Source organism: Tomitella cavernea (assembly GCF_016599145.1).
GTDB lineage: Bacteria > Actinomycetota > Actinomycetes > Mycobacteriales > Mycobacteriaceae > Tomitella > Tomitella cavernae.
On the sequence record NZ_JAENKO010000007.1, the window covers coordinates 43,745 to 64,954 of the forward strand.

Annotated in this window: 21 protein-coding genes and 2 pseudogenes; 14 read left to right on the top strand and 9 right to left on the bottom strand. The window is 67.6% G+C overall.

Annotated features, from left to right (window positions below):
* The first annotated feature begins 22 nt into the window (after window positions 1-22).
* Complete coding sequence (locus JJ683_RS04595) at window positions 23-1,852, top strand: thiamine pyrophosphate-requiring protein (protein ID WP_200171789.1); 1,830 nt, start codon at window positions 23-25, stop codon at window positions 1,850-1,852.
* Window positions 1,849-5,004, top strand: coding sequence for an FAD-binding and (Fe-S)-binding domain-containing protein (locus JJ683_RS04600; RefSeq protein WP_200171658.1), 3,156 nt, complete (start codon window positions 1,849-1,851; stop codon window positions 5,002-5,004). Before JJ683_RS04595 ends, JJ683_RS04600 begins: the two co-directional genes overlap by 4 nt.
* A 50-nt stretch (window positions 5,005-5,054) precedes the next feature.
* Here the strand turns inward: JJ683_RS04600 and JJ683_RS04605 are convergent, their stop codons facing one another.
* Window positions 5,055-5,354: a hypothetical protein gene (locus tag JJ683_RS04605; RefSeq protein ID WP_242474407.1), complete on the bottom strand. Its 300-nt coding sequence runs from the start codon at window positions 5,352-5,354 to the stop codon at window positions 5,055-5,057.
* 30 nt (window positions 5,355-5,384) lie between these two features.
* Between JJ683_RS04605 and JJ683_RS04610 the strand changes: the two are divergent.
* A pseudogene (locus tag JJ683_RS04610) lies at window positions 5,385-6,863 on the top strand (MFS transporter); the annotation flags it as partial.
* Between the two features lie 476 nt (window positions 6,864-7,339).
* Window positions 7,340-9,121 carry a glycoside hydrolase family 15 protein gene (locus tag JJ683_RS04615; RefSeq protein WP_200171662.1) on the top strand — a complete coding sequence of 594 codons (1,782 nt, stop codon included), beginning with the start codon at window positions 7,340-7,342 and terminating at the stop codon, window positions 9,119-9,121.
* Between the two features lie 60 nt (window positions 9,122-9,181).
* Here the strand turns inward: JJ683_RS04615 and JJ683_RS04620 are convergent, their stop codons facing one another.
* Both JJ683_RS04620 and JJ683_RS04625 read right to left on the bottom strand, forming a co-directional pair.
* Window positions 9,182-10,231 carry an SDR family oxidoreductase gene (locus JJ683_RS04620; RefSeq protein ID WP_200171664.1) on the bottom strand — a complete coding sequence of 350 codons (1,050 nt, stop codon included), beginning with the start codon at window positions 10,229-10,231 and terminating at the stop codon, window positions 9,182-9,184.
* A gap of 6 nt (window positions 10,232-10,237) precedes the next feature.
* Complete coding sequence (locus JJ683_RS04625; protein WP_200171666.1) at window positions 10,238-10,519, bottom strand: DUF7218 family protein; 282 nt, start codon at window positions 10,517-10,519, stop codon at window positions 10,238-10,240.
* A gap of 181 nt (window positions 10,520-10,700) precedes the next feature.
* Here JJ683_RS04625 and JJ683_RS04630 point away from each other — a divergent pair.
* Window positions 10,701-11,622, top strand: a pseudogene (locus tag JJ683_RS04630) (alcohol dehydrogenase catalytic domain-containing protein).
* Here JJ683_RS04630 and JJ683_RS04635 read toward each other — a convergent pair.
* A complete protein-coding gene (locus tag JJ683_RS04635; protein WP_200171668.1) occupies window positions 11,612-12,793 on the bottom strand; it encodes an FUSC family protein in 1,182 nt (393 codons plus the stop codon). The pseudogene JJ683_RS04630 and the gene JJ683_RS04635 overlap by 11 nt on opposite strands.
* 181 nt (window positions 12,794-12,974) lie before the next feature.
* On the opposite strand from JJ683_RS04635, the gene JJ683_RS04640 reads away from it, so the two are divergent.
* The gene (locus JJ683_RS04640) at window positions 12,975-13,259 is read left to right on the top strand and encodes a hypothetical protein (protein ID WP_200171670.1); all 285 of its coding nucleotides are present in this window, start codon (window positions 12,975-12,977) and stop codon (window positions 13,257-13,259) included.
* Window positions 13,260-13,322: 63 nt separating this feature from the next.
* Here the strand turns inward: JJ683_RS04640 and mbp1 are convergent, their stop codons facing one another.
* Complete coding sequence (gene mbp1 / locus JJ683_RS04645; protein WP_200171672.1) at window positions 13,323-13,559, bottom strand: microaggregate-binding protein 1; 237 nt, start codon at window positions 13,557-13,559, stop codon at window positions 13,323-13,325.
* A 51-nt stretch (window positions 13,560-13,610) separates the two neighbouring features.
* Between mbp1 and JJ683_RS04650 the strand changes: the two genes are divergently transcribed.
* From JJ683_RS04650 to JJ683_RS19410, 3 genes are read left to right on the top strand one after another with little or no spacing between them, the layout of a single operon-like run.
* Window positions 13,611-13,859 carry a hypothetical protein gene (locus tag JJ683_RS04650; protein WP_200171674.1) on the top strand — a complete coding sequence of 83 codons (249 nt, stop codon included), beginning with the start codon at window positions 13,611-13,613 and terminating at the stop codon, window positions 13,857-13,859.
* On the top strand, window positions 13,820-14,209 hold the full coding sequence (locus JJ683_RS04655; protein ID WP_200171676.1) for a DJ-1/PfpI family protein: 390 nt from the start codon (window positions 13,820-13,822) through the stop codon (window positions 14,207-14,209). The genes JJ683_RS04650 and JJ683_RS04655 overlap by 40 nt, the downstream gene beginning before the upstream one ends.
* Window positions 14,175-14,306 carry a hypothetical protein gene (locus JJ683_RS19410; protein WP_277952073.1) on the top strand — a complete coding sequence of 44 codons (132 nt, stop codon included), beginning with the start codon at window positions 14,175-14,177 and terminating at the stop codon, window positions 14,304-14,306. Before JJ683_RS04655 ends, JJ683_RS19410 begins: the two co-directional genes overlap by 35 nt.
* A 144-nt stretch (window positions 14,307-14,450) precedes the next feature.
* Here JJ683_RS19410 and JJ683_RS04660 read toward each other — a convergent pair whose 3' ends face one another.
* Entirely contained in the window at window positions 14,451-14,984 is a 534-nt protein-coding gene (locus JJ683_RS04660; protein WP_200171678.1) for a ferritin-like fold-containing protein, read from the bottom strand.
* A gap of 336 nt (window positions 14,985-15,320) precedes the next feature.
* Between JJ683_RS04660 and JJ683_RS04665 the strand changes: the two genes are divergently transcribed.
* The 3 genes from JJ683_RS04665 to thpD all read left to right on the top strand — a co-directional run bounded on the left by JJ683_RS04665 (window position 15,321) and on the right by thpD (window position 17,792).
* Window positions 15,321-15,782: a hemerythrin domain-containing protein gene (locus tag JJ683_RS04665; RefSeq protein ID WP_200171680.1), complete on the top strand. Its 462-nt coding sequence runs from the start codon at window positions 15,321-15,323 to the stop codon at window positions 15,780-15,782.
* Between the two features lie 97 nt (window positions 15,783-15,879).
* Window positions 15,880-16,731 carry an SDR family oxidoreductase gene (locus JJ683_RS04670; protein ID WP_372435237.1) on the top strand — a complete coding sequence of 284 codons (852 nt, stop codon included), beginning with the start codon at window positions 15,880-15,882 and terminating at the stop codon, window positions 16,729-16,731.
* 86 nt (window positions 16,732-16,817) lie between these two features.
* Window positions 16,818-17,792: an ectoine hydroxylase gene (gene thpD, locus JJ683_RS04675; protein ID WP_307810681.1), complete on the top strand. Its 975-nt coding sequence runs from the start codon at window positions 16,818-16,820 to the stop codon at window positions 17,790-17,792.
* 203 nt (window positions 17,793-17,995) lie between these two features.
* Here thpD and JJ683_RS04680 read toward each other — a convergent pair whose 3' ends face one another.
* Window positions 17,996-18,352 (bottom strand): hypothetical protein, encoded by a 357-nt coding sequence (locus JJ683_RS04680; protein ID WP_200171687.1) that lies wholly within the window; start codon window positions 18,350-18,352, stop codon window positions 17,996-17,998.
* Between the two features lie 217 nt (window positions 18,353-18,569).
* Between JJ683_RS04680 and JJ683_RS04685 the strand changes: the two genes are divergently transcribed.
* Window positions 18,570-18,824, top strand: coding sequence for a hypothetical protein (locus tag JJ683_RS04685; protein WP_242474408.1), 255 nt, complete (start codon window positions 18,570-18,572; stop codon window positions 18,822-18,824).
* Between the two features lie 681 nt (window positions 18,825-19,505).
* A complete protein-coding gene (locus tag JJ683_RS18905; protein ID WP_242474415.1) occupies window positions 19,506-19,955 on the top strand; it encodes an STAS domain-containing protein in 450 nt (149 codons plus the stop codon).
* A gap of 41 nt (window positions 19,956-19,996) precedes the next feature.
* Here the strand turns inward: JJ683_RS18905 and JJ683_RS04695 are convergent, their stop codons facing one another.
* Complete coding sequence (locus JJ683_RS04695) at window positions 19,997-20,779, bottom strand: SigB/SigF/SigG family RNA polymerase sigma factor (protein ID WP_372435238.1); 783 nt, start codon at window positions 20,777-20,779, stop codon at window positions 19,997-19,999.
* The gene (locus JJ683_RS04700; RefSeq protein WP_200171691.1) at window positions 20,776-21,204 is read right to left on the bottom strand and encodes an ATP-binding protein; all 429 of its coding nucleotides are present in this window, start codon (window positions 21,202-21,204) and stop codon (window positions 20,776-20,778) included. Before JJ683_RS04700 ends, JJ683_RS04695 begins: the two co-directional genes overlap by 4 nt.
* Window positions 21,205-21,210: the final 6 nt, after the last annotated feature.

The following is a 21,210-nucleotide window of genomic DNA, read 5'->3' on the forward strand; positions in this document are numbered from 1 at the left end:
TCGCAACCGGATGGGGGCTGCCATGCAGACGACCGCGCAATTCATCCTCGGACGACTCCGCCAGTGGGGAATCCACCGGATATTCGGCTACCCGGGCGACGGTATCCTGGCGATGCTCGATGCGCTCAACCAGGCAGACGGGGACCCGGAGTTGATCCAGACCCGCCACGAGGAGATGGCCGCGTTCATGGCGACCGGGCATGCCAAATTCACCGGCACAATCGGGTGCTGCCTGGCGACATCCGGAGGCGGGGCGATACATCTGCTCAACGGGCTTTATGACGCCAAGCTCGACCACCAGCCCGTGGTCGCGCTGATCGGCCAGCAGAAGCGGATGTCGCTTGGCGCGGCCTTCCAGCAGGAGATAGACCCCAACACGCTGTACAAGGATGTGTCGTCCGACTTCGTGCAGACGTGCATGGAGCCTACGCAGGCCCGCCACCTCGTGGACCGTGCGTGCAAGGTGGCGCTGACCAACCGCACGGTCGCGACGATCATCCTGCCTGAGGACGTGGGCGAGTCGGAAGCGGTGCCGTCGCCGCCGCGCGTGCACGGCGCCGTGTTCAGCGGTGTCGGGTGGACGCGGCCCCGCATGATCCCGCCGGTTTCGGAACTGGACAAGGCCGCCGAGATTCTCAACTCCGGCAGCAAGGTCGCCATGCTCGTCGGCCACGGGGCGGCCGAGGCTGCGGGCCAGGTGGTGGAGGCGGCAGAGCTTTTGGGCGCCGGCGTGGCGAAGACGTCGCTCGGCCGGGCCACGCTTCCGGACGACCTGCCGTACGTGACCGGCCCTATCGGGCTGCTCGGATCCACCGCCAGCGATGCCATGATGCGCGGCGCGGACACACTGTTCTTCATCGGTACCGCGTTTCCCTACGCCGAGTGGCTGCCCAAAGAAGATCAGTGCCGCGGCGTGGAGATCAATGCCGACGGGCGCATGATCGGTACGCGTTATCCGATGGAGGCGAACCTCGTCGGTGATTCCGTGAGCACGCTGGACGAGTTGCTGCCGAAGCTCAGGCGCAAGCAGGACCGCTCCTGGCGCGAGCACATCGAGGCGCAGGTGGACGAATGGTGGAAGGTCCTCGACGACCGCGCCCATGACAAGGCCGATCCGCTCAACCCGGAGCTGGTCGCCCATGAGCTGTCCAAGCGCCTGCCGGACGAGTCCGTCATCACCGCCGATGCGGGTTCGGTGGCCAACTGGTGGGCCCGGCATCTGCGCATGCGCCCGGGAATGGGCGCCTCGCTGGCCGGCAACCTCGCGACAATGGGGCCGGGCACGCCGTACGCCATCGCCACCAAGCTCGCCTATCCGACGCGCCCCGTGATCGCGATGGTCGGCGACGGCGTCTTCCAGATGAACGGCATGGCCGAAATGATCACGATCAAGCGCTATATGGACCGGTTCACCCGGGGCGGCCCCCTGGTGTTCTGCGTGTTCAACAACCAGGACCTCAACCAGGTGACGTTCGAGCAGCGCGCGCAGGGCGCCGACCCGAAGTTCGAGGGCTCCCAGCACATCCCGGATGTCCCCTACGCGGAGTTCGCGGAGATGCTGGGTCTGACCGGCATTCGCTGCGACAGCCCGGACGATATCGGCGCCGCGTGGGACCGTGCGCTGGCCACGGATGGCCCGGTGGTCCTCGAGGTGATCGTGGATCCGGAGATCCCGCCGGTGCCGCCGCACATGAAGACGGAGATGGCAAAGAAGACCGCCAAGGCCATGGTGAGCGACCCCGAGCGGGTGGGAATCGCGACCAAGGGCACGAAGCAGAAGCTGCACGAGTTCACCGAATCGGCCAAGCAGTATCTCCCCGGCGATTCGGGCGACCGGGGGGAGGGCCGGTGAACATCGCGCACGGAACGAGGACCATCCCCGCCCACGCGGACACGCGCTTCGCGTCCGGTATGAGTTCTGCCGAGACCATCAACGTGATCGGGCTCGAGCGGCACCTGCAGCGGCACGTCGACGGCGAGGTGCGGTTCGACGACGGCAGTCTTGCCATGTATGCCAACGACGCGTCGAACTATCGCCAGGTGCCCATCGGCGTGGTGATCCCCAAGACGCTCGACGCCGTCGTGGAAACCATGCGCGCGTGCCACGCCTACCATACGCCGGTGGTGTGCCGGGGCGGCGGTACGAGCCTGTCCGGGGAGACGGTCAACGTGGCCGTCGTGATCGACTTCTCCAAATATCTCACCGACGTGGGGCCAGTGGATCTTGACCGCCATACGGTTGTCGCCGAAACCGGCGTGATCAACGAGGAGCTCAACAAGGCCATCGGCCATACCGGATACATCTTCGGCCCCGATCCGTCCTCGCACTCGCGGTGCACGATCGGCGGGAACATCGGCAACAACTCGTGCGGTGTCCATTCGGTGCAGTCGCACCTGTACGGCCCCGGACCGCGCACCTCCGACAACACCGAGAGTTTGGAGGTGGTCACCTATGACGGCGACCGGTTCTGGGTGGGGGTGAACGAGGAGGAGCAGCTGGATCGGATCATCGCGGCCGGCGGCCGTAAGGGCCAGATCTATACCCAACTGCGTGACCTGCGCGACCGGTACGCAGAGGACATCCGCGCAGGGTTCCCCAGCGTTGAACACATGCCGAGGCGCGTCTCCGGATACAACCTGGACGAGCTGTTGCCGGAGAACGGGTTCAACGTGGCCCGCGCGCTGGTGGGCACGGAGAGCACGTGCGCGGTGGCGTTGCACGCCGAGCTCGGTCTCACTCCGGCCCTGCTGCACCGCACGCTCGTCGTCGTCCAATATCCGTCGATTTCCGCCGCGGGCGAGCATGTTCTCGAGATTCTGGACTGGAAACCCATCGGGCTCGAATCCGTCGACGACCTGCTGGTGCACGACCAGCAGGTGGTGGGCAAGAACGTCGAGGGCCTCCGCGCACTGCCGCGTCGCGACGACGGCGGGGCATGGCTTTTCGTGCAGTTCGGCGCCGACGACGCCGCGGAGTCCTATGACACCGCACGCCGGTTCATCGTATGGCTGAAGGAGGACAAGCACTACGACGCCGACCGCATGGTGCTCTCCCGCAGCGTCCAGGACGGCGGCGACAGCGAGACACTCTGGGCGATTCGAGAGGCGGGCCTGGGCTCCACCGCCTTCCCTCCGGATGGCAGCGACCACTGGCCCGGCTGGGAAGACTCCGCGGTTCCACCGTCGCGCGTCGGAGATTACGTCCGCGACCTGCAGGACCTCTATGCGAAGCACGGACTGCGGGGCGCGATGTACGGGCACTTCGCGGAGGGATGCATCCACTCGCGGATAGGCTTCGATCTTCGGCATGCGGACGGCCTGCGGAACTATCGCGCATTCATAGAGGAGGCCGGCAACCTCGTGACCTCGTACGGCGGATCGATATCCGGCGAGCACGGTGACGGCCAGCAGCGTGCCGAGCTTCTTGACAAGCAGTACGGTCCGCGGCTGATGCAGGCGATGCGCGAATTCAAGGCAATATGGGATCCCGACTGGAAGCTCAACCCCGGCAAGGTGATCGACCCATATCGGATCGACGAGAACCTCAAGCTGGGCACCGACTACAACCCGCCGCGTCCCGACGTGGTCTTCGCATACCCGGACGACGACGGCGACTTCGCGCACGCCAACCTCCGATGCGTCGGGATCGGGGAATGCCGTGTGCCCGAGGCGAGTTCCACGATGTGCCCCAGCTATCAGGTGACCAGGGAGGAGAAGCATTCGACCCGCGGGCGCGCGCGCCTGCTGTTCGAGATGCTGCGGGGCGAGACCATCACGGACGGTTGGCAATCGCGCGAGGTGGCCGAAGCGCTGGACCTGTGCCTTTCGTGCAAGGGCTGCACCAGCGACTGCCCCGTTTCCGTGGACATGCCCACCTACAAGGCCGAGTTCCGCTACCACCATTTCAAATCGATGCGGCGGTGGCGGCCGCGGTCCGCCTACGCGTTCGGCTTCATCGATCAGGCTGCGCGCCTGGCGGTGCGGGTTCCCGAACTGGCGAACTTCGTCACCCAGACGCCCGGCCTGAGCCGGCTGACCAAATGGATGGGCGGCATCGACCAGCACCGCGACCTGCCGACCTTTGCGCCGATGACGTTGCAGCAATGGTTCTCCCGCCGCGGCGGCACCGCGAATCCCAACGGCACCCGTGTGCTGCTTTTCCCCGACACGTTCACGAACCACCTGCACACCGACGTCGGCAGAGCCTGTGTAGAGGCCATCGAGGCGGCCGGCTACCAGGTGGTGATGCCAGACGGGCACCTGTGCTGCGGGCGCCCGCTGTACGACTTCGGCTTCCTTGACGCGGCGAAGAAGTATCTGCATCACGTGCTCGACGAGATCCGCGACGACGTGCGCGCGGGAACTCCGATCATCGGGATGGAGCCCAGCTGCGTCGCGGTGTTCAAGGAGGAGCTGCCCAACATCCTGCCGCACGACGACGACGCGGAAAGGCTGCGCCGCAGCGTCTACCACTTCCCCGAGTTCTTCGCCGAGTTCGATGTGGACCCGCCGCGGATGGACGGCGCCGTGCAGCTGTGGACGCACTGCCATCAGCGTGCCACCGGCGGGCAGACCCCAGAACAGAAGGTGCTCGAGAGGATGGGTGCGCAGGTGGAGCCGCTGGCCGGCGGCTGCTGCGGGTTGGCCGGTTCCTGGGGATTCGAAGACGGCAAGTACGGAATCTCGATGGAGTGCGGCGAACAGGCCCTGCTGCCCGCGCTGCGCGGCGCCGAGGAGGGCACCCGGTTGGTGGCCGACGGGTTCTCGTGCCGCACTCAGGTGGGCCAGGCCGGGGTCGGCAGGGACCCACTGCACCTCGCGCAACTGATGGCGGTCGCACGCGGGCGGGCCGACGGGACCGGTGGATCGCCGGTGCCGGCGCCGCCGGAAAGGCCCGCGCCCCCGGCGGCGGTCCGCGCGACGCGCACGGCCGGACCCGTCGCCGTCGCAGGCGCGATCGCGGCAGTACTCGGACGGGCCGCCTGGGTGAAGCTCGGCCGGTGAGCGCGGCAACCAACGCCCACGGGGGCAGTCCCGGCTCCCGGCCCCGATTCTCAGCCCCGAGAACGACGGCGCACAGCGTGGGCGATGCGCAGGGGGAACATCCCGAGCAGCGGGGCGCGCCGGCCGAGATCGGCCGAGTCCTCCCGGTCGAACGCGGTGGCGTAGGCCAGTGCGTGCTCTTCCGTGTCGTACATCTTCGACCCGCCCGGCCGTCCGCATCGCCCGCAGTCCCATGCCATGACCCGGCCCTGCACGGAGAACCGGTAACGGTGGCCGAAGACGTGGCAGGCGATCATGCGCGTAGTCTTCCCGTTCCGGCCGCCGTCCAACCGCATCATGGGCAATCGCATTAACGGCATTGAATCGGGTATCCGCGACTCATGAGCTCCACCATTCAGACCGGAACCATCGAAACCGCCGTGCCCGGCCGACTCGACCGGCTTCCCTGGTCCCGCTTCCACTACCGGGTGCTGCTCGGTCTGGGAACTGTGTGGATCCTCGACGGGCTCGAGGTGACGATGGTCGGTTCGGTGGCGTCGAGGCTGACCGAATCGGGCAGTGGGCTCCACCTGAATGCCGGTCAGATCGGTCTCGCCGCGGCGATCTATGTGGTCGGCGCGTGCGTGGGCGCGTTATTCTTCGGTCATCTCACCGACCGGTTCGGCCGCAAAAAACTGTTCATGATCACTTTGGCCGTCTACATCGTCGCCACAGTGCTCACCGCGATCTCCTTCGCGCCGTGGTGGTTCTACCTTGCCCGTTTCTTCACCGGCTCGGGGATCGGCGGCGAGTACGCGGCCATCAACTCCGCCATCGACGAGCTCATCCCGGCGCGCGTGCGCGGACGGGTGGACCTGCTCATCAACGGAACATACTGGCTGGGGGCCGCGGGCGGGGCGGCGCTGGCGATCGTGTTCCTCAACAAGGACCTGTTGCCGGCGGATGTCGGTTGGCGTCTGGCATTCGCGGTGGGCGCGGTGCTGGGGTTGACGATCATGCTGGTGCGACGGCATGTGCCGGAGAGTCCGCGTTGGCTGTTCATCCACGGCGACCAGGACGAGGCCGAACGGATAGTCGGCGACATCGAGAGCGACATCATCGAGCAGACCGGCGAGCAACTCGACGAGGTGCACGAGTCGATCACCGTGCGTCAGCGCAAGGCGATACCGTTCCGCACGATCGCGCACACCGCGTTCTCGCTCTACCCGCGTCGCGCGGTGCTGGGCACCGCGCTGTTCGTGGGGCAGGCGTTCATCTACAACGGCATCACGTTCAATCTCGGCACGCTGTTCACGACGTTCTTCGATGTCACGTCCAGCTTCGTGCCGGTGTTCATCATCATTTATGCGGTGGGCAACTTCCTGGGGCCGGTCCTGCTGGGGCGGCTGTTCGACACCATCGGCCGAAAGCAGATGATCACGGCTACCTATCTGGGCTCGGCACTGATGACGGTGCCGCTGGCCGTCCTCTTCCTTACAGACGCCGTCGGCCCGTGGGGATTCCTCGCCCTGGTCGTCGCCACTTTCTTCCTCGCCTCGGCGGGAGCGAGTGCGGCATACCTGACGGTGAGTGAGGTGTTCCCGATGGAGACGCGCGCGATGGCGATCGCGTTCTTCTATGCGCTCGGCACCGCAATCGGCGGTGTTACGGGTCCGTTGCTGTTCGGCTCCCTGATAGGTACCGGCGAGCGCAGTATGGTGACCGTCGCATTTCTGATAGGCGCCGGAGTGATGGCGATCGGGGGAATAGCGGAGATCTTCCTCGGCGTGCGCGCGGAGCAGGCGTCGCTGGAGAACATCGCCCGCCCGCTGACCGCGCAGGAGACCGGCGGCGAAGCGGAGGCGGGAGGCGAAGACGCGGGCGCGGCCGGGCCGGAGGCAAGGCGCCGACCGGAGGCAGGCGGCGGAGAGCGCGACGCGCAAGGACACGGCCGCCCGCAACGCATCGGTCAACGACTCCGTCTCGGTCCCGGCACACTGCTGTCGCAGGCCAGGATGTCCGGCCTCGACGTCTCCGAGCTGTCCACCGACGACGATCTGCTCGATAAGGAGGTCGCCGCCATCGCGGCGGCCCTGACAGACCACGGCCCCCTGACCCGCGATGAACTCGCACGCCGGATCAACGCGCGCTATTGGGGTCCGGGAAGGTTCGCTGCCGCCCTGCGGACCGCGATGCAGCGCGGCGCGGCCCGCAGGGCGGGCCCCCGCCGGTATGCCGCACCGTAGACTCCCCCTCCCGCCGGGCGGCGCGCGTTTCACCGTCCGCCTCACGGGTAGCCGTGTGTTGTGGCAGCTCCCTGCCCCGCCCGGCCTCAGCAGAATCAGGAATGCATCGGATGCACCGAACGGACCGCCCTCACTCGCCTCCCCCGCAGCACGTCCTGCGGGACTACGCGCTGCTGGCGGACGGCGAACGCGGGCTCCTGGTGGGCCCGCACGGGGACGTCGCGTGGATGTGCTTTCCCTCGTGGCACAGCGATGCGGTCTTCGCGTCGCTGATCGGCGGCGACAGCCATTACACGGTGCAGCCGTCCGGCCGGTACGTGTGGGGCGGGTACTACGAGGACGTGGGGCTGATCTGGCGGGCGCGCTGGATCACGGACGAGGGCATCACCGAATGCCGTGAGGCGCTGGCGTTCCCGGGAGGTCGGCGCCACGCTGTGCTGCTGCGGCGGGTGATCGCGGTCGAGGGGACCTCACATGTCGACGTCACACTCTCGCCGGGCGCCCGGTTCGACCGTGACCGGATGACCGAACCGCGTCGGCACGCGGCGTCCGGAGACTGGCACGCCCGGGCGGGCGACATCCTGCTGCGATTCCGGGGCGCGCCGGAGGCCGTGGTGGCGCAGGGCGGTACGGGCACCGAACTGCACATGGCGTTGACCGTGCCGCCGGGCTTCTACCACGACCTCGTGTTCGAGCTTTCAGAGGCGCCTCTGGACCCTCCGCCGGCGGCGGATCTGCCCGGCGAGGCCGACGCGATGTGGGAAGCCACCGAAAGCGCTTGGCTATCCGCGGTGCCGCGGTTCGAATCGACGCTCGCCCCCCGCGACAGCAGGCAAGCATATGCGGTGTTGCGCGGCGTGACCTCGTCGAGCGGTGGGATGGTGGCCGCCTCCACCACCGGGCTGCCCGAGCGAGCGGACAAGGGGCGCAACTTCGACTACCGCTACGTGTGGGTGCGTGACCAGTGCTACGCCGGCCAGGCGGTGGCGGTCGCGGGCGCGTACCCGCTGCTCGACGACGCCGCGGACTTCATCTCCGCGCGGCTGCTGGAGGACGGGCGGAACCTCATGCCCGCGTACACGGTCGGCGGAGGGCCGGTGCCGCCCGAGCAGACCCTCAGTCTCCCCGGGTATCCCGGCGGCAACGGCATCGTCGGCAACCACGTGCGGTCGCAGTTCCAGCTGGATGCGTTCGGCGAGTCGCTGTTGCTGCTGGCGGCGGCGGCGCGTCATGGTCATATCGACAAGGACCGGTACCGCGCCGCCGCAATCGCCGCCGACGCGATCGCGCAATGCTGGCAGAAGCCCGACGCCGGCGTGTGGGAACTCGGCGACAGCCGGTGGACGCAATCGAGACTGGTGTGCGCCGCCGGGCTGCGGGCCATGGCCGGCACCGCCGCGAGTACGGGCGACGCCGCCGAGTGGAGCGCGTTGGCCGATGCGATCGTCGCGAATGCGGCACGGGACAGCCTGCATCCCACGGGGCGCTGGCAGCGAGCGCCCGAGGACGACCGGGTGGATGCGGCGCTGTTGCTCGCGTCTCTGCGTGGCGCGGTCCCCGCATACGACCCGAGAAGCCGGGCCACGGTGGACTCCGTGCGGGACGAGCTGACGCAGGAGGGCTTCGTCTACCGCTTCCGCCACGACGAGCGTCCGCTCGGTACCACCGAAGGGGCGTTCCTGCTGTGCGGGTTCTGGATGGCTTTGGCCGAGCATCAGCAAGGACACGAAGCGGCTGCGTTGCGCTGGTTCGAGCGCAATCGGGCGGCCGCCGGCACCACCGGGCTGTTCTCCGAAGAGTACGACGTGGACCAGCACCAACTCCGTGGCAACCTGCCGCAGGCGTTCGTGCATGCACTGCTTCTCGAGACGTCGTCCACCCTCAGCGGGTGAACGCTCCCATGCTCGGCGCGTAGCGGATCCTTTGCAGTTCAGGCTGGGGCGGGCAGCCGGTCACGGAAGAGCCGTGGTCTTCTTGCACGCGATGCCGGTTGCGGCCAGAGTGCCGGCGGCTGCGGCCAGAGTGCCGGCAGCGCTGACGATTGTGCGACGGTGCATGGACAGCCATAGTTGCGGATCGCGCGCGTGCGCCGTGGAATCGAACGGCCCATGTGCGCCGCGGTCGTGTTCCTCGTCGCGGGCGACGGAGGTGTTGGCGCCCCATCGGGGCAGTCGCTCGTCGGTCTGCTGGCCGGACACTCCCGTTCTGGCCAGATAGCGGTCCACGAGTGCGGGGGCGAACCGCTCGCCCAGAATCGTGTAGACGGTCGAGAGTCCCACCCACATGTTGCGGCGTGGATGTTCGGCGAGGAACACGATGGCGCGGGCCGGCAACTCCGGCTGGAATACGGGCGCCACCGGCTGCGGATGCCCCGGCATAGCCGACGCGTTCCAATTGAACTGCGGGGTGTTCAGCCCCGGCAACTGCACCATCCGGACCGCTACCCTGCTGCCGGTGGCGAGCAGTTCCGTGCGGACAGACTCGCTGAAGCCCTTGATCGCGTGCTTGGCGCCGCAATAGGCGGACTGCAAAGGAATCGAACGGTACGCCATGGCCGAGCCGACATTGACGATGACGCCTTCATCGCGCGGGCGCATCACGGACAACGCGGCCAGGGTTCCATAGACCTGTCCGTAGTAGGTGACCTCGGTGATGCGCCGGAACAGGTCGGTGGCTGTGTCCCAGCTGAAAGCGAGCGATCCGGTGAAGGCGGCGTTCACCCAGACGTCGATGTCACCCAGCTGCTCCTCCACGCGCGCCACCGCGCCGTGCACTTGCGTCTCTTCCGCCACGTCCACCTGCAGCGGCAGGGCGACGCGCCCGTGCTCGCGGACGTCCGCGGCGGCGCCGTCCAGCCCTGCTCTGCCGCGGGCGAGGATCGCCACGTCGTAGCCGTGCTGCGCGAAGCGGCGGACCGTCGCCCTGCCGACTCCCGCGCTGCCTCCGGTGACCACGGCGACGCCGCGACGACGGCCGGCTGAGTTCTCCACGTTGACAGCCATCAGATGTCAGTGGTTGCGCAGCATGTCGATCAGCTCGGACTTGCGCTTGTCGGAGTAGCCGCTGATCCCGAGCTCCTTGGCGCGTTTCTGCAGTTCGTCGACCGTCCAGTCGTCGTACGACGGTGATTTCCCGCCGCGCTCCCCCACCTTGGACCGTCCGCTGTGCGCTGCGGCGTTCGAGATGCGGGCGGCCTTCTCCTTCGACTGGCCCTTGTCGCGCAGGTCCTCGTACAGATGGGGGTCCTTGAGTCCTCGCGACTGCGCCTGCGACTTGCCCTTCGACGGCATGACGGTTCCCTTCGCGTCGATGACCGGGTTGTCATCGGGGCGTACCCGTCGCCGCTTGAGTCAAACCGCGTGCGGCCGGTTCCGGTTGAGGGCCGCCGCGCCGGGTAATCGCTACCCGACCGGACATCGAAGCGGCCGAGGAGGCGTGATGAAGGCGGTGACCTGGTAAGGCCGGCGCAAGGTGAGCGTGGAGGAGGTGCCCGACCCGGTGCTCCGGCACCCCACCGACGCGGTGATCGAGGTCAGCACCACGAACATCTGCGGTTCGGACCTGCATCTGTGCGAGGTGCTCGGAGCGTTCATGGACGCCGGGGACGTGCTGGGACATGAGCCGATGGGCCGCGTCGTCGAGGTCGGCGACCGGGTGGTGATCCCGTTCCAGATCTCCTGCGGCCACTGCTACATGTGCGGGCAGGGCCTGCAAACCCAGTGCGAGACCACTCAGGTGCGCGAGCAGGGCATGGGCGCGGCGCTGTGTACCTCTCCGACGTGCTGCCCACCGCCTGGCAGGCGGTGGAGTACTCGGGGGTCCCGGACGCCGGCAGCGTCGTGGTACTGGGGCTCGGGCCTATCGGCGACATGTGCGCGGTATCGACACGATCGATCTGCGGGCGGGCACCGACGTCGGTGAGGTCGTCCGCGACCTCACGAACGGGCGCGGAGCGGATTCGGTGATCGACGCGGTGGGAATGGAGGCGCACGGGTCCCCCGTCGCCCGGCTCGGCCAGAAGGCGGTGTCTTATCTGCCGGATGCGGTGGCGGGGCCGGTGATGAGCAAGTTCGGCACCGACCGGCTGGCCGCGTTCTACATGGCGATCGACGTCGTGCGTCGCGGCGGCACCATCTCGTTGATCGGCGTTTACGGCGGTGCCGCGGATCCGCTGCCTATTCTCACCCTGTTCGACAAGCAGATTCAGGTGCGAATGGGACAGGCCAACGTCAAGCATTGGGTCGACGCGATCATGCCGTTGCCCACCGACGAGGACCCGCTCGGTGTCGATGGCTTCGCCACGCACAGGTTGCCGCGGGCCGAGGCGCCGCACGCCTACGAAGTCTTCCAACGCAAGGAGGACGGCGCGGTCAAGGTGCTGCTCACGCCGTAGAGTCCGACCGGTGCGTGAGAGCCGTGCACACGCGCACTGCTTGCCGTACCGCGGGAAGCGCGGACATCGACATTTCCGGCGTACTCCCGGCCTCGTGTTCGCTGTCGACGGAAGCCCCGCCGCGGTCGACGCCGGAGCCGTCGCCGCGCAGCCTTTCGACAGCGTCGACGCATTCGTCGAGGACGTGCGCGATCTGCTCCCGGTCATGCTCTCCGAGACCGTCGGTGCGCGACACGGCCAGCAACGGCTCGTCGCCATCGGAGTTCTCCGGCAGCGACTCGATCAGTTCACGTAGCCGGGGCAGCGCGCGATACAAGGACCCTGAGACGTTGCGGGCTTCGACGATCACCTTGGAGGAACGGCTCACAGAGGGCCGCAGGTTGAGCCAGACGCTTTCGCCGGCGGCGTCGGTCTGCCCCCGCAGTTCGGCGAGATCGTCGAGCAGGCGATCGAGTTGCGCCTCCCAAGACCCTTCGGACGCCTCACCCCCGGGATCGCGGACATGCCGAGCCATGTCCGCGAGCAGCTCGCGAAGGCGCGCGAGGATGCTCTGCGTCTGCTGTCTCGAGGCGGCGACGTAGGTCGGCGGGAGCAGCAACGCGTTCACAGCCAGACCCACACCCGCGCCGAGAAGAATAAGCAGAACCCGGGACAGCAACGCTCCGGGATCGTGGGCGGTGCCGTAGGTCACCATCAGCAGCGCGGTGACTCCCACCCAGAAGCCGCTGGCACCGAACGCGCGGTGCCTGCCGATGGCGAACCCCACCAGCACCACCACGCCGACGGCGGCGGTCATGGCGCCCATCAAGGCCGAGCCCGCCATCGCCAGGAGGACGCCGACGGTCACCGCCAGAATCTGCTGGAGTGCGTCGCGCAACGACCGGAGAACAGTCGTGTCGACCATGAACACCGCGGTGTACGGGGCCAGGAACGCGGAATTGAACTGCAGGAGCCGATCAGCGATCAGCCATGCGATCATCGCGGCGATCGCAGTCTTCACCAGCTGGAACGCCACGGTGCGCTCGCTTCCGCGCACGCGGAAAAGACGCTGGACCCACCATGCGGTCTCTTTGCCCCGGAGCATGCCCCATTGCCGGACGGCTGCGGGAGCCTCCCGGAGAACGCGGGCCACGTCGGAGCTCAGCGGCGTGCGTGGACGGTTTGTCGGCATCGCTCACGTGAATACCCAGCAGTGACCGGATCACACGGGCCGTCGGCGGCATTACCCGCGCTTCTGCCGCCGGGTTTGCCCGCGTGCCTGCCCGGCAATTCAGGCACGGACAGGCCAACGCAGGCAGGGACGGGGCGCCGCTCCTGCAGACGGCAGAGCACTGGCGGTGAGGAGTACGACGATGGCATCAGAATCGAAGACGACGACGGACCATGAGGAGATCCGGCGCTGGGTGGAATCCCATGAAGGACGTCCGGCGATTGCCCGCGGCACAGGCGGCGACAACGCCGGCGTTCTCAGCATCGAATTCTCCGGCGTGACGGCAGGCGCCCGGCCGAGCGGACTGGAAATCATCGAGTGGAACGAGTGGTTCGACAAGTTCGACGAGGCTGACCTGGCGTTTCTTTACCAGGAGCATCAGTCTGACGGAAGTGACAGCCGGTTCTGCCGGATCATCCGGCGCTGACAGCCGAAAGCGGCCCCGACGATCGTCGAGGCCGCCCCGCAGGTGGAGTCCGGCGCGGGTGGGCTACTGGTTCCGCCGCTGCCGTTGCTCATCGGCTTCGGCCTCCGCCCGCGCCTCTTCGGCCTTGGCCTCCTTCTCGGCGACGTCGCGCTGGTCCTCCGCCTTCTCCTGCTGAGCGCGGCCCTCGCGAGTCATCCTGTCCTGGCCGGTGAGTGCGCCGGTCGCTTCCTTGACCTTGCCCTTGATCCCCTCGACGGCGCCCTTGACGCCTTCACTGGGGCCGGTCGAACCGTCTGCCATGAGTCCTCCTCGTCGGATCGTCGTGCACGCAGCGGTTACCACCGTGGCCGCGTGCAAAACGTTCCCGCCGTCCGCGTGCAGGCGGTCGACCATGTGGTGCGCATCGACCCGCAGCTGGCGGCGCGTGTGGGCGCCGGGCTCGGGATCGAGGTGGACGGTGGTCAGGGACGTGCTCCGGCGACGGCGGAGACCTCTCCCGCTCTTTCGCGCAGGCGGGTACGGGCAACGGCCGGCTCGATGGCCGGAAGGTGGCGTTTCTGGTGGCGGACGGGACCGACGCCGGTCCCCTCGAGCAGCTGAAGGACGCATTGCGGGAGCGCGGCGCCGTTCCCGAGGTCCTCGCGTTCGCCGATTCGCCCGTACGGACGGCCGGCGGGGGCTCGATGGACGTCGATCGCGCGGTCAGCACGATGGCCTCGGTGCTGTACGACGCGGTGGTCGTACCCGGAGGCACGGATGCGGCCGGAGCGTTCTCGCAGGACGGCTACGTGATGCATTTCATCGCCGAGGCGTACAAGCACCTCAAGCCCATCGCGGCCTTGGACACGGGGATCGGACTGCTGAACACCGCCTGTCGGCGTCGATGTCGCCGGCAGCACGGACAGCGGGGATGCGGTGACGGTGGACGGAATCGTCACGCACAGCGCTGACGGCGAGGAGCTGCCGGTCGGATTCATCGCGGCATTCACCGATGCGCTGGCCAGGCACCGCGGGTGGACCCGCTCGGTCGATTCCATCCCGGCCTGACCGGCCGGAACCGTCGCCCGGTCGATGAGAACCCGGTCGACGAATAAGGGGCCTGCGCGTGCCGGCGCGCAGGCCCCTTCTTCGTGTTCGCGGTTCCGCGAGGTTGTCCTGTCCCAGGCCGCTGCCGGGGCGTGACGATCCGGTTCACATGCCCAGCAGGTCGCTGAGATCGTCGGCGTGCTCCTCCTCTTCCTCGAGGATGGACTCCATGACGCGGCGCGTCGTGGGGTCCGCGTCGCCGATCCATCGCGCTATCTCCTGATACGTGGTGATCACGATGCGTTCGGCGACGAGATTCTCCCGCAGCATGCGCTCCAGGTCCGTCGGGTCGGTCGCCACATAGTCGGTGTGGCTCCGCTCGGTGAGCGTGGCGGGGTTCATGTCAGGCGTACCGCCGAGCTGGTTGATCCTCTCGGCTGCGCGCTGGCCGTGCTGCAACTCTTCGGCGGCATGTTCGGCGAACTCCGCCGCGACCTGCGCACGGTCGATCCCGGAGGCCACGATCGCGTTCTGGCTGTAGCGCAGGTGGCAGACGATCTCCGTCGCGACCACCTGGTTGAGGATGTCGATGAGGCGCTCGAGGTCCAAGGCGTTGCCCGAGGTGACAGCACCTTCATCGATCTTCTGGCGGGCCTCGTCGCGGATGCGGGAAATATCGAGCTCGAACGTGTCGGTCATTGCGGTTCCTCCCAAGGTCGGGGATTCGGCGGCCGTGTACCCCGCCAAGCGTGGCGGAAACGGACAGCGTCAGGTGCGTCCGTGCAGAGCCCGTGGCACACCCGCTGCCCAGGGCTTGGTCGTGGCCGCGTCACGTGTGTATGCCGACCACATCAGCGCGTTCTTCGCGTCGTGGCCGTTTGCCCGCACTGCGCCCGGGTAACCGTAGGTCTGCGTTCCGACGACCACGAGGAGGAAGCCGATGAACGCATTGGAGATGCTGCGGAAAGACCATGCGGCCGTGCTCGACAGGTTGTGGGAGAGCGCCGCCGACGACCACGATTCCAAAAAGAGCGCATGAGGCTCGCCACCACGAGGGTGATCGCGGAGTCGCAACACGAGACCGCGGAGGAGCGGGTGTTCTGGCCGGCGGTGCGCCGAATGGTCGACGGCGGTGACGAGCTGGCGGTCACCGCCCTCGGACCGGAAGCGGACGGCACGGGGTTGCTGCAGAAGATCGGGAAGGGCGACGCCGGCACCGAGGAGTTCGAGCAGGCCATGTCCGAGTTCGACACGGCGGCGCGCGAACACATCGAATTCGAAGAGAGCCGGGTGTGGCCGCCGCTGCGCGGAGCGGCGAACGGACAGCAACTAGCGGCCATCGGCGAGCACCTGAACATGGCGAAGCGGACTGCGCCGACGCGGCCGCACCCGCACACGCCCTCGACCACGGGCGTCCAGGAGACCCTCGGCGCCGCCGTGTCCGCCGTCGACCGCGCTCGCGACGTTGTCACCGGGCGCAAGAAGGACGCACCGTGAGCGCGGCGTCCGCTGCCGGCTGCAGAGCCCGTGCGGTGGACCGCCGCGAGGCGTGGGCGCTTCTGAGACTTCGGAGAACGCGCGAAGGAGGATGGAGATGACACAGAAGCATGCGCCGCACACGATCCCCTACCCGGGGCACACGTCCGAGATGGCGGAGGATCCCGCGGACGAGATGCGCGGCTACGAGGGCCGCGGCCTGCTGGAGGGGCGTCGCGCACTCATCACGGGCGGCGACTCGGGCATCGGCCGCGCGGTAGCGGTGGCCTTCGCGAAGGAAGGCGCCGACGTCGCCATCGCCTACCTGGAGGAGACCGACGACGCGCGCAGAACCTGCCGGTTGGTCGAGGAACAGGGGCGCCGGTGCGCCCCGCTCGAGGGGAACCTGGCCGACCCCGCGCACTGCCGGTCCGTCGTCGGCCGCACCGTGGAGGCGTTCGGCGGGGTGAACATCGTCGTCAACAACGCTGCCTACCAGTTCCCCGCCGATGACCTGTCGGAGATCGGCGACGACCAGTGGCGGCACACGTTCGCCGTGAACATCGACAGCTTCTTCCATGTGACCAAGGCGGCGCTCGTGCACATGCAGTCCGGGGACGCGGTGATCAACACCGGATCCATCAACGGCCTGCGGGGCAACAAGACGCTGATCGACTACTCGGCGACCAAGGGCGCGGTCCTGGCGTGGACCTACTCGATGGCGCAGTCGTTGACACCGCGGGGGATCCGGGTGAACTGCGTGGCGCCGGGGCCGGTGTGGACACCGCTGATTCCCGCGACCCTGCCGGCCGGAAAAGTAGACGCCTTCGGCACGGATGTCCCGATGGGCCGCGCGGCGCAGCCCGACGAGATCGCGCCGTCATACGTGTTTTTCGCGGCGCCGAGGCTCTCCTCCTACTACACGGGCGAGGTGCTTGTGCCCATCGGCGGGGAGACGCTGCCAGGCTGAGGGGATCGCAGGCGCGTTTCGCGGCGCTGGGACGGCGCGGCGGCCACGACGAGACCAGTACAGGGATCGAATGACAGGAGATGCAGGTGACCGGTAAGTCTGACGCCGCACACGAGCATGAGGATGTGGACAAGGATCTCTACCCCACGCGGACCGGCGAGGGCGAAGCCGAACCGTTCGTACGTCGGGACCCCGTGGTGCACTCGCCCAACCAGGAGCGCTGGGACGGCCCGCTCGGCGAGGACATGCTGTCGCGCTACGAGCGGGACGGCTTCCTCTGGTTCGAGGGGTTCTACTCCCAGGAGCGTGTGCATCCGTTTTTCGACGAGCTCCGGGAGATGGCCGCGGACACAGAATTCATGGACTCCGAGGGCCTCATCACCGACCCGGACTCGGGCGAGATCAGGTCGGTGTTCGGCATGCACCGGATCTCCGAGTACTTCAGCGAGCTGACGCGGGACCCGCGCATCCTCGGGATGGTGCGGCAGCTGCTGGGCGGCGACGTGTATATCCACCAGTCGAGGATCAACGACAAATACGGCTTCAAGGGCAGCGGGTTCGAGTGGCACTCCGATTTCGAAACCTGGCATTCGGAGGACGGCATGCCCAGGATGCGTGCGTTGTCGGCCTCCCTGCTCCTCACTGACAACAACGAGTTCAACGGGCCGCTCATGCTGATCCCCGGTTCGCACCAGTACTTCGTCCCGTCTGCGGGCGAGACTCCTGAAGGCAACTGGAAGGACTCGCTCAAAGACCAGCGGCTGGGGGTGCCGGACAAGGCGACCCTGCGGAAGCTGGCGGCCAAAGACGGGATACAAGCGCCGAAAGGCGGGCCGGGGTCGCTGCTTCTGTTCGAGTGCAACACTCTGCACGCATCGAACAAGAACATGTCGCCGTGGCCGCGGTCGAACCTGTTCTTCGTCTACAACAGCGTCGACAACACGCCGGTCGATCCCTACTGCGGGAACCGGCCACGTCCGGGGTTCCTGGCCGAGCGTGAGGAATTCGATCCGCTGACGATGGCTCCGAACGGCCACCTGCCCTGGACGGCGAAGCTCTGACGAAGTGACGGAGCCGCGACCGCCGGCGCGAGGCATCCGGTGCCACCCGGTGCGCCGCTGTCCGTCGATTCCCGTACGTGCATAGACGAGCCCCGCGCCGGCCGGGAGCGTGGATGAAGTCGGCCCGGATTGCCAACAGAATGCGGACGCTCGTGTATTACACGGTCCGCGCCGCCCCAAGCTGCAGGCGGTCGTGAGAGGACTCAACCCATGAGTGCACCACCCGCGGAGGCGACGAAAACCAGCATGACGGCGAACAAGAACCACCCGACTCCCAGCCAGACCATCCACGGACCGCGGCGGCGCCACACCAGCAGGGTGCGGATGAACGCGGTGATCCCGCCCAGAGCGATTATCGCCGGCGGAACATAGATCATCACGTACTGGGCGGCGGACAAGCAGCCCGCAGTACCGTCGTCGCAGTGCACCGGTCTCCCCCACGACATCGCGGCGGTCACGGCGAGGACGATCAACGCGCCGATCACGACCGTGGCCCCGTAGATCACCGCGCCGCGCAATACGCGCGAGGACACCGGTGTCCGCTCGATACCCCAGCCCATGGCCGCATCACCTTCGCTTCCCTCGAGGGTGCTTGCACCCGTATACCCACATCAGTACCACCTACCGGGCCCATCCCGGTCCCCCCTCGGCATTCCGCCCGGAGTGACCCGTCATCGGAACTCATGACGGTGATGCCGGCCGCGTGATCGGTTTGCGGGACCTCCGTGCGGGTAGTAGTCAAGAGTCATTCGAATCGACTACCCGGGAGGTGTGGTGATGACCGAGGAGCCGCGCAGCGACGACGCTCGCGACCGCGAACGGGACAACGAAGACAGGAGCCCGCTGGACAGCGGAGACACCCCGACGAATCCTGAGAAGGACACCCGGCACCGTGACGAGCGGCTGCGCGACCTCGTCGACCGCATGGAGGAGGACGTCGAAGCGGAGCGCCGCCATGACGATGTACGCGGAAACGTCGGTGAGCGAGAGGAGACGACCCTCGTCGAACCGGACGACCAGGCGCCCGACTGACGAACCGCTTGCGCTTGCATCCGGTGCGGCGTCCGTCGACCGGATGCGGGCGGTCAGGTCCAGGCGTTGCGTGCAGACCACGCCGTCCCAGTCGAAGCGCAGCTCGGGCATTGCACCGAATCGCCCACGGACCAGCCGTTGAGACGACCCGCCTCACGGGCGGCGTCCATGCCGTCCGCGTGGGTTTCGAAGGCGCGTTCGCACTTCTCGCACCGCAATTGCATTTGGTGACCCTCCTCGCCTCCTGCGCCCGTACGGCCGGTACTGGCAACCTCGGATACCCGCGTGACCCGGTGGCCAAACCGGGCGTGGACGCGGGCCGCGCCGGCCGGTCGGAGGGACTCGCGGGGACCGTCAGCCGACAGATTGAAGTCGACGACCGTGGAAGGTAGCGTAGTCGATGCGTGGTGGAGGACACATCCGCCACTGCGAGGATAAGTTACCGCACAGGAAGCGACTGCAAACGGACTTGCAGGGTCGGAAGTCGCGACGCATTGTTCCCGCGCGACGTTCTGCGTGTCCGACGTTTTCGAACATCGAAACCAATAAAATCACCCGTTGCCCATCGTTGTTCGCCTGGACGTCGTCATCAGGGCGCGATCGGCGGGAAGCTCCGCACCTCGGCCTCCCCGGCGGCACCGTCCAGTCGCATTGGATCGGGGTTCCATGCCACACACGAAGATGCCGTCGAATTCGCCTATCCGGCGATATGAAATCGACCTCAATATCGTCCGCATCGTCCGCGCAGCGTCCCGGTTCTCATCTGCGCCAGGTTTGCAGATCGTCGCGGGCGGGGCTCCATCGCGCCCCGAGATTCCTGTCGTCGCTGTATCCGGCGAGGTGGACGCGAGGTCTTCGGCGGCTTTCGCCGCAGCGCTGCAGGCGCTGGCGGATGCTCGCGAAGGGGGCGTCGTGATGGACCTGTCCGGCGTCGAATTCATCGACAGCAGCGGCCTCGCCGCGCTGATCGACTTCGGCACGGTGATGCGCGACCGGAATCTCACGTGGTCGCTGTGCGCGTTGCGCTCGGTCGCACGTCCACTGCGGATACTGGACGAACACATGGGGCGACTCATCGTGGACGACATCGGAGACGCGGTCGCATCGGTCCGCGGGAACGACGGACGGTAGCTGCCAGGTCTAGCAGCGGGCGCCAGTGGCCTCGCGCATCGTTACTGCTCGCGGAGTTCCTCCCGCAATTGGCTTAGCGTGCGCGCCAGAATCCGTGAGACGTGCATCTGCGACAAGCCTACGCGCCCCGCGATCTGGCTCTGCGTCATCTCGCCGAAGAACCGGAGCATGAGAATCCGGCGTTCGCGCGGGGGCAGGACGTCGAGGTACGGCTTGACCGCCACGTACCCTTCGACGTTGTCGAGTTCGGGATCCTCATCCCCCACCACGTCACTCAGACTGATTCCATCGGTTCCGGCCGACGGCGGCGCATCCATCGAATCGGGCTGGTAGGCGCTGCGGGCGATGAGTCCCTCGGTCACCTCGCGCATGGAAAGTCCGAGCTCCTCGGCTATCTCGCTCGCAGACGGCGAGCGCCCCAGCGACTGGGCGAGCCGCTCGGAAGCGCTCGAAATCGCGAGATGCAGCTCCTTGGCCCGCCGGGGCACGTGCATCGCCCAGCCCGTGTCCCGGAAATGTCGCCGTACCTCGCCCATGATCGTCGGGACGGCGAACGCGACGAAGTTGTCGCCCTTCTCCGCGTCGAACCTGTCGATCGCGTTGACCAGGCCCAGCCTTGCGACCTGCAGCAGATCGTCGAACGGCTCGCCGCGGCCGTGGAATCGGCGTGCGATGTGCTCGGCCAGCGGGAGGCACCGCGTGATCACGCCGTCACGCCGGGCGTCGTAGTCGTGTCCCGGACCGAGCGCTCGCAGTGCACGCAGCGAAACCGGCACGTCGGCGTAGTCATCGCCGGCCCGACCCTGATGGCGATGCAGTGTCACTCGGGAAGACCCGAATTCTTGGTGAACACGATCGACCACCGGCGTCCCGTGCTACCGGACTCGGCGTCGTCGACAGCGGCGTGCGCGTCGTCGGTGAGCGTATGCAGCACATGCCATCCGAAGCCGGACTCGCGCACAGCGGACTCGGCCGGCAGCTCTGCGGAGACGGACACGGACATGACCCGTCGGCGCACCTCCATCGTCATCGTGATCGCGGGATGGTCCGCAACAGGCCGTTCCAACTGGGCGCACGCCTCGTCCACCGCCAGCTTGATATCGGCGACCTCGTCCAGACCGAAGCCGTAGAGGATCGCCAGGGTCTCCGCCACCGACCGTGCTAGCGGTGCCTGTGACGAGGCGGCGTCGAGAGTCAGCACAACTGGGCGCCGGTCGTCGAGCACGTCCGGCTCTGTGGCCAAATACATCCGGAA

What these genes read in the sequence shown, in the direction of transcription:
- JJ683_RS04595 (WP_200171789.1), top strand. Translation starts at nt 23, where the DNA reads ATGCAGACGACCGCGCAATTCATCCTCGGACGACTCCGCCAGTGGGGA.
- JJ683_RS04605 (WP_242474407.1), bottom strand. Translation starts at nt 5,354, where the DNA reads ATGCGATTGCCCATGATGCGGTTGGACGGCGGCCGGAACGGGAAGACT.
- JJ683_RS04615 (WP_200171662.1), top strand. Translation starts at nt 7,340, where the DNA reads ATGCACCGAACGGACCGCCCTCACTCGCCTCCCCCGCAGCACGTCCTG.
- JJ683_RS04620 (WP_200171664.1), bottom strand. Translation starts at nt 10,231, where the DNA reads ATGGCTGTCAACGTGGAGAACTCAGCCGGCCGTCGTCGCGGCGTCGCC.
- JJ683_RS04625 (WP_200171666.1), bottom strand. Translation starts at nt 10,519, where the DNA reads ATGCCGTCGAAGGGCAAGTCGCAGGCGCAGTCGCGAGGACTCAAGGAC.
- JJ683_RS04635 (WP_200171668.1), bottom strand. Translation starts at nt 12,793, where the DNA reads ATGCCGACAAACCGTCCACGCACGCCGCTGAGCTCCGACGTGGCCCGC.
- JJ683_RS04640 (WP_200171670.1), top strand. Translation starts at nt 12,975, where the DNA reads ATGGCATCAGAATCGAAGACGACGACGGACCATGAGGAGATCCGGCGC.
- mbp1 (WP_200171672.1), bottom strand. Translation starts at nt 13,559, where the DNA reads ATGGCAGACGGTTCGACCGGCCCCAGTGAAGGCGTCAAGGGCGCCGTC.
- JJ683_RS04660 (WP_200171678.1), bottom strand. Translation starts at nt 14,984, where the DNA reads ATGACCGACACGTTCGAGCTCGATATTTCCCGCATCCGCGACGAGGCC.
- JJ683_RS04665 (WP_200171680.1), top strand. Translation starts at nt 15,321, where the DNA reads ATGAGGCTCGCCACCACGAGGGTGATCGCGGAGTCGCAACACGAGACC.
- JJ683_RS04670 (WP_372435237.1), top strand. Translation starts at nt 15,880, where the DNA reads ATGACACAGAAGCATGCGCCGCACACGATCCCCTACCCGGGGCACACG.
- JJ683_RS04680 (WP_200171687.1), bottom strand. Translation starts at nt 18,352, where the DNA reads ATGGGCTGGGGTATCGAGCGGACACCGGTGTCCTCGCGCGTATTGCGC.
- JJ683_RS04685 (WP_242474408.1), top strand. Translation starts at nt 18,570, where the DNA reads ATGACCGAGGAGCCGCGCAGCGACGACGCTCGCGACCGCGAACGGGAC.
- JJ683_RS18905 (WP_242474415.1), top strand. Translation starts at nt 19,506, where the DNA reads ATGCCGTCGAATTCGCCTATCCGGCGATATGAAATCGACCTCAATATC.
- JJ683_RS04700 (WP_200171691.1), bottom strand. Translation starts at nt 21,204, where the DNA reads ATGTATTTGGCCACAGAGCCGGACGTGCTCGACGACCGGCGCCCAGTT.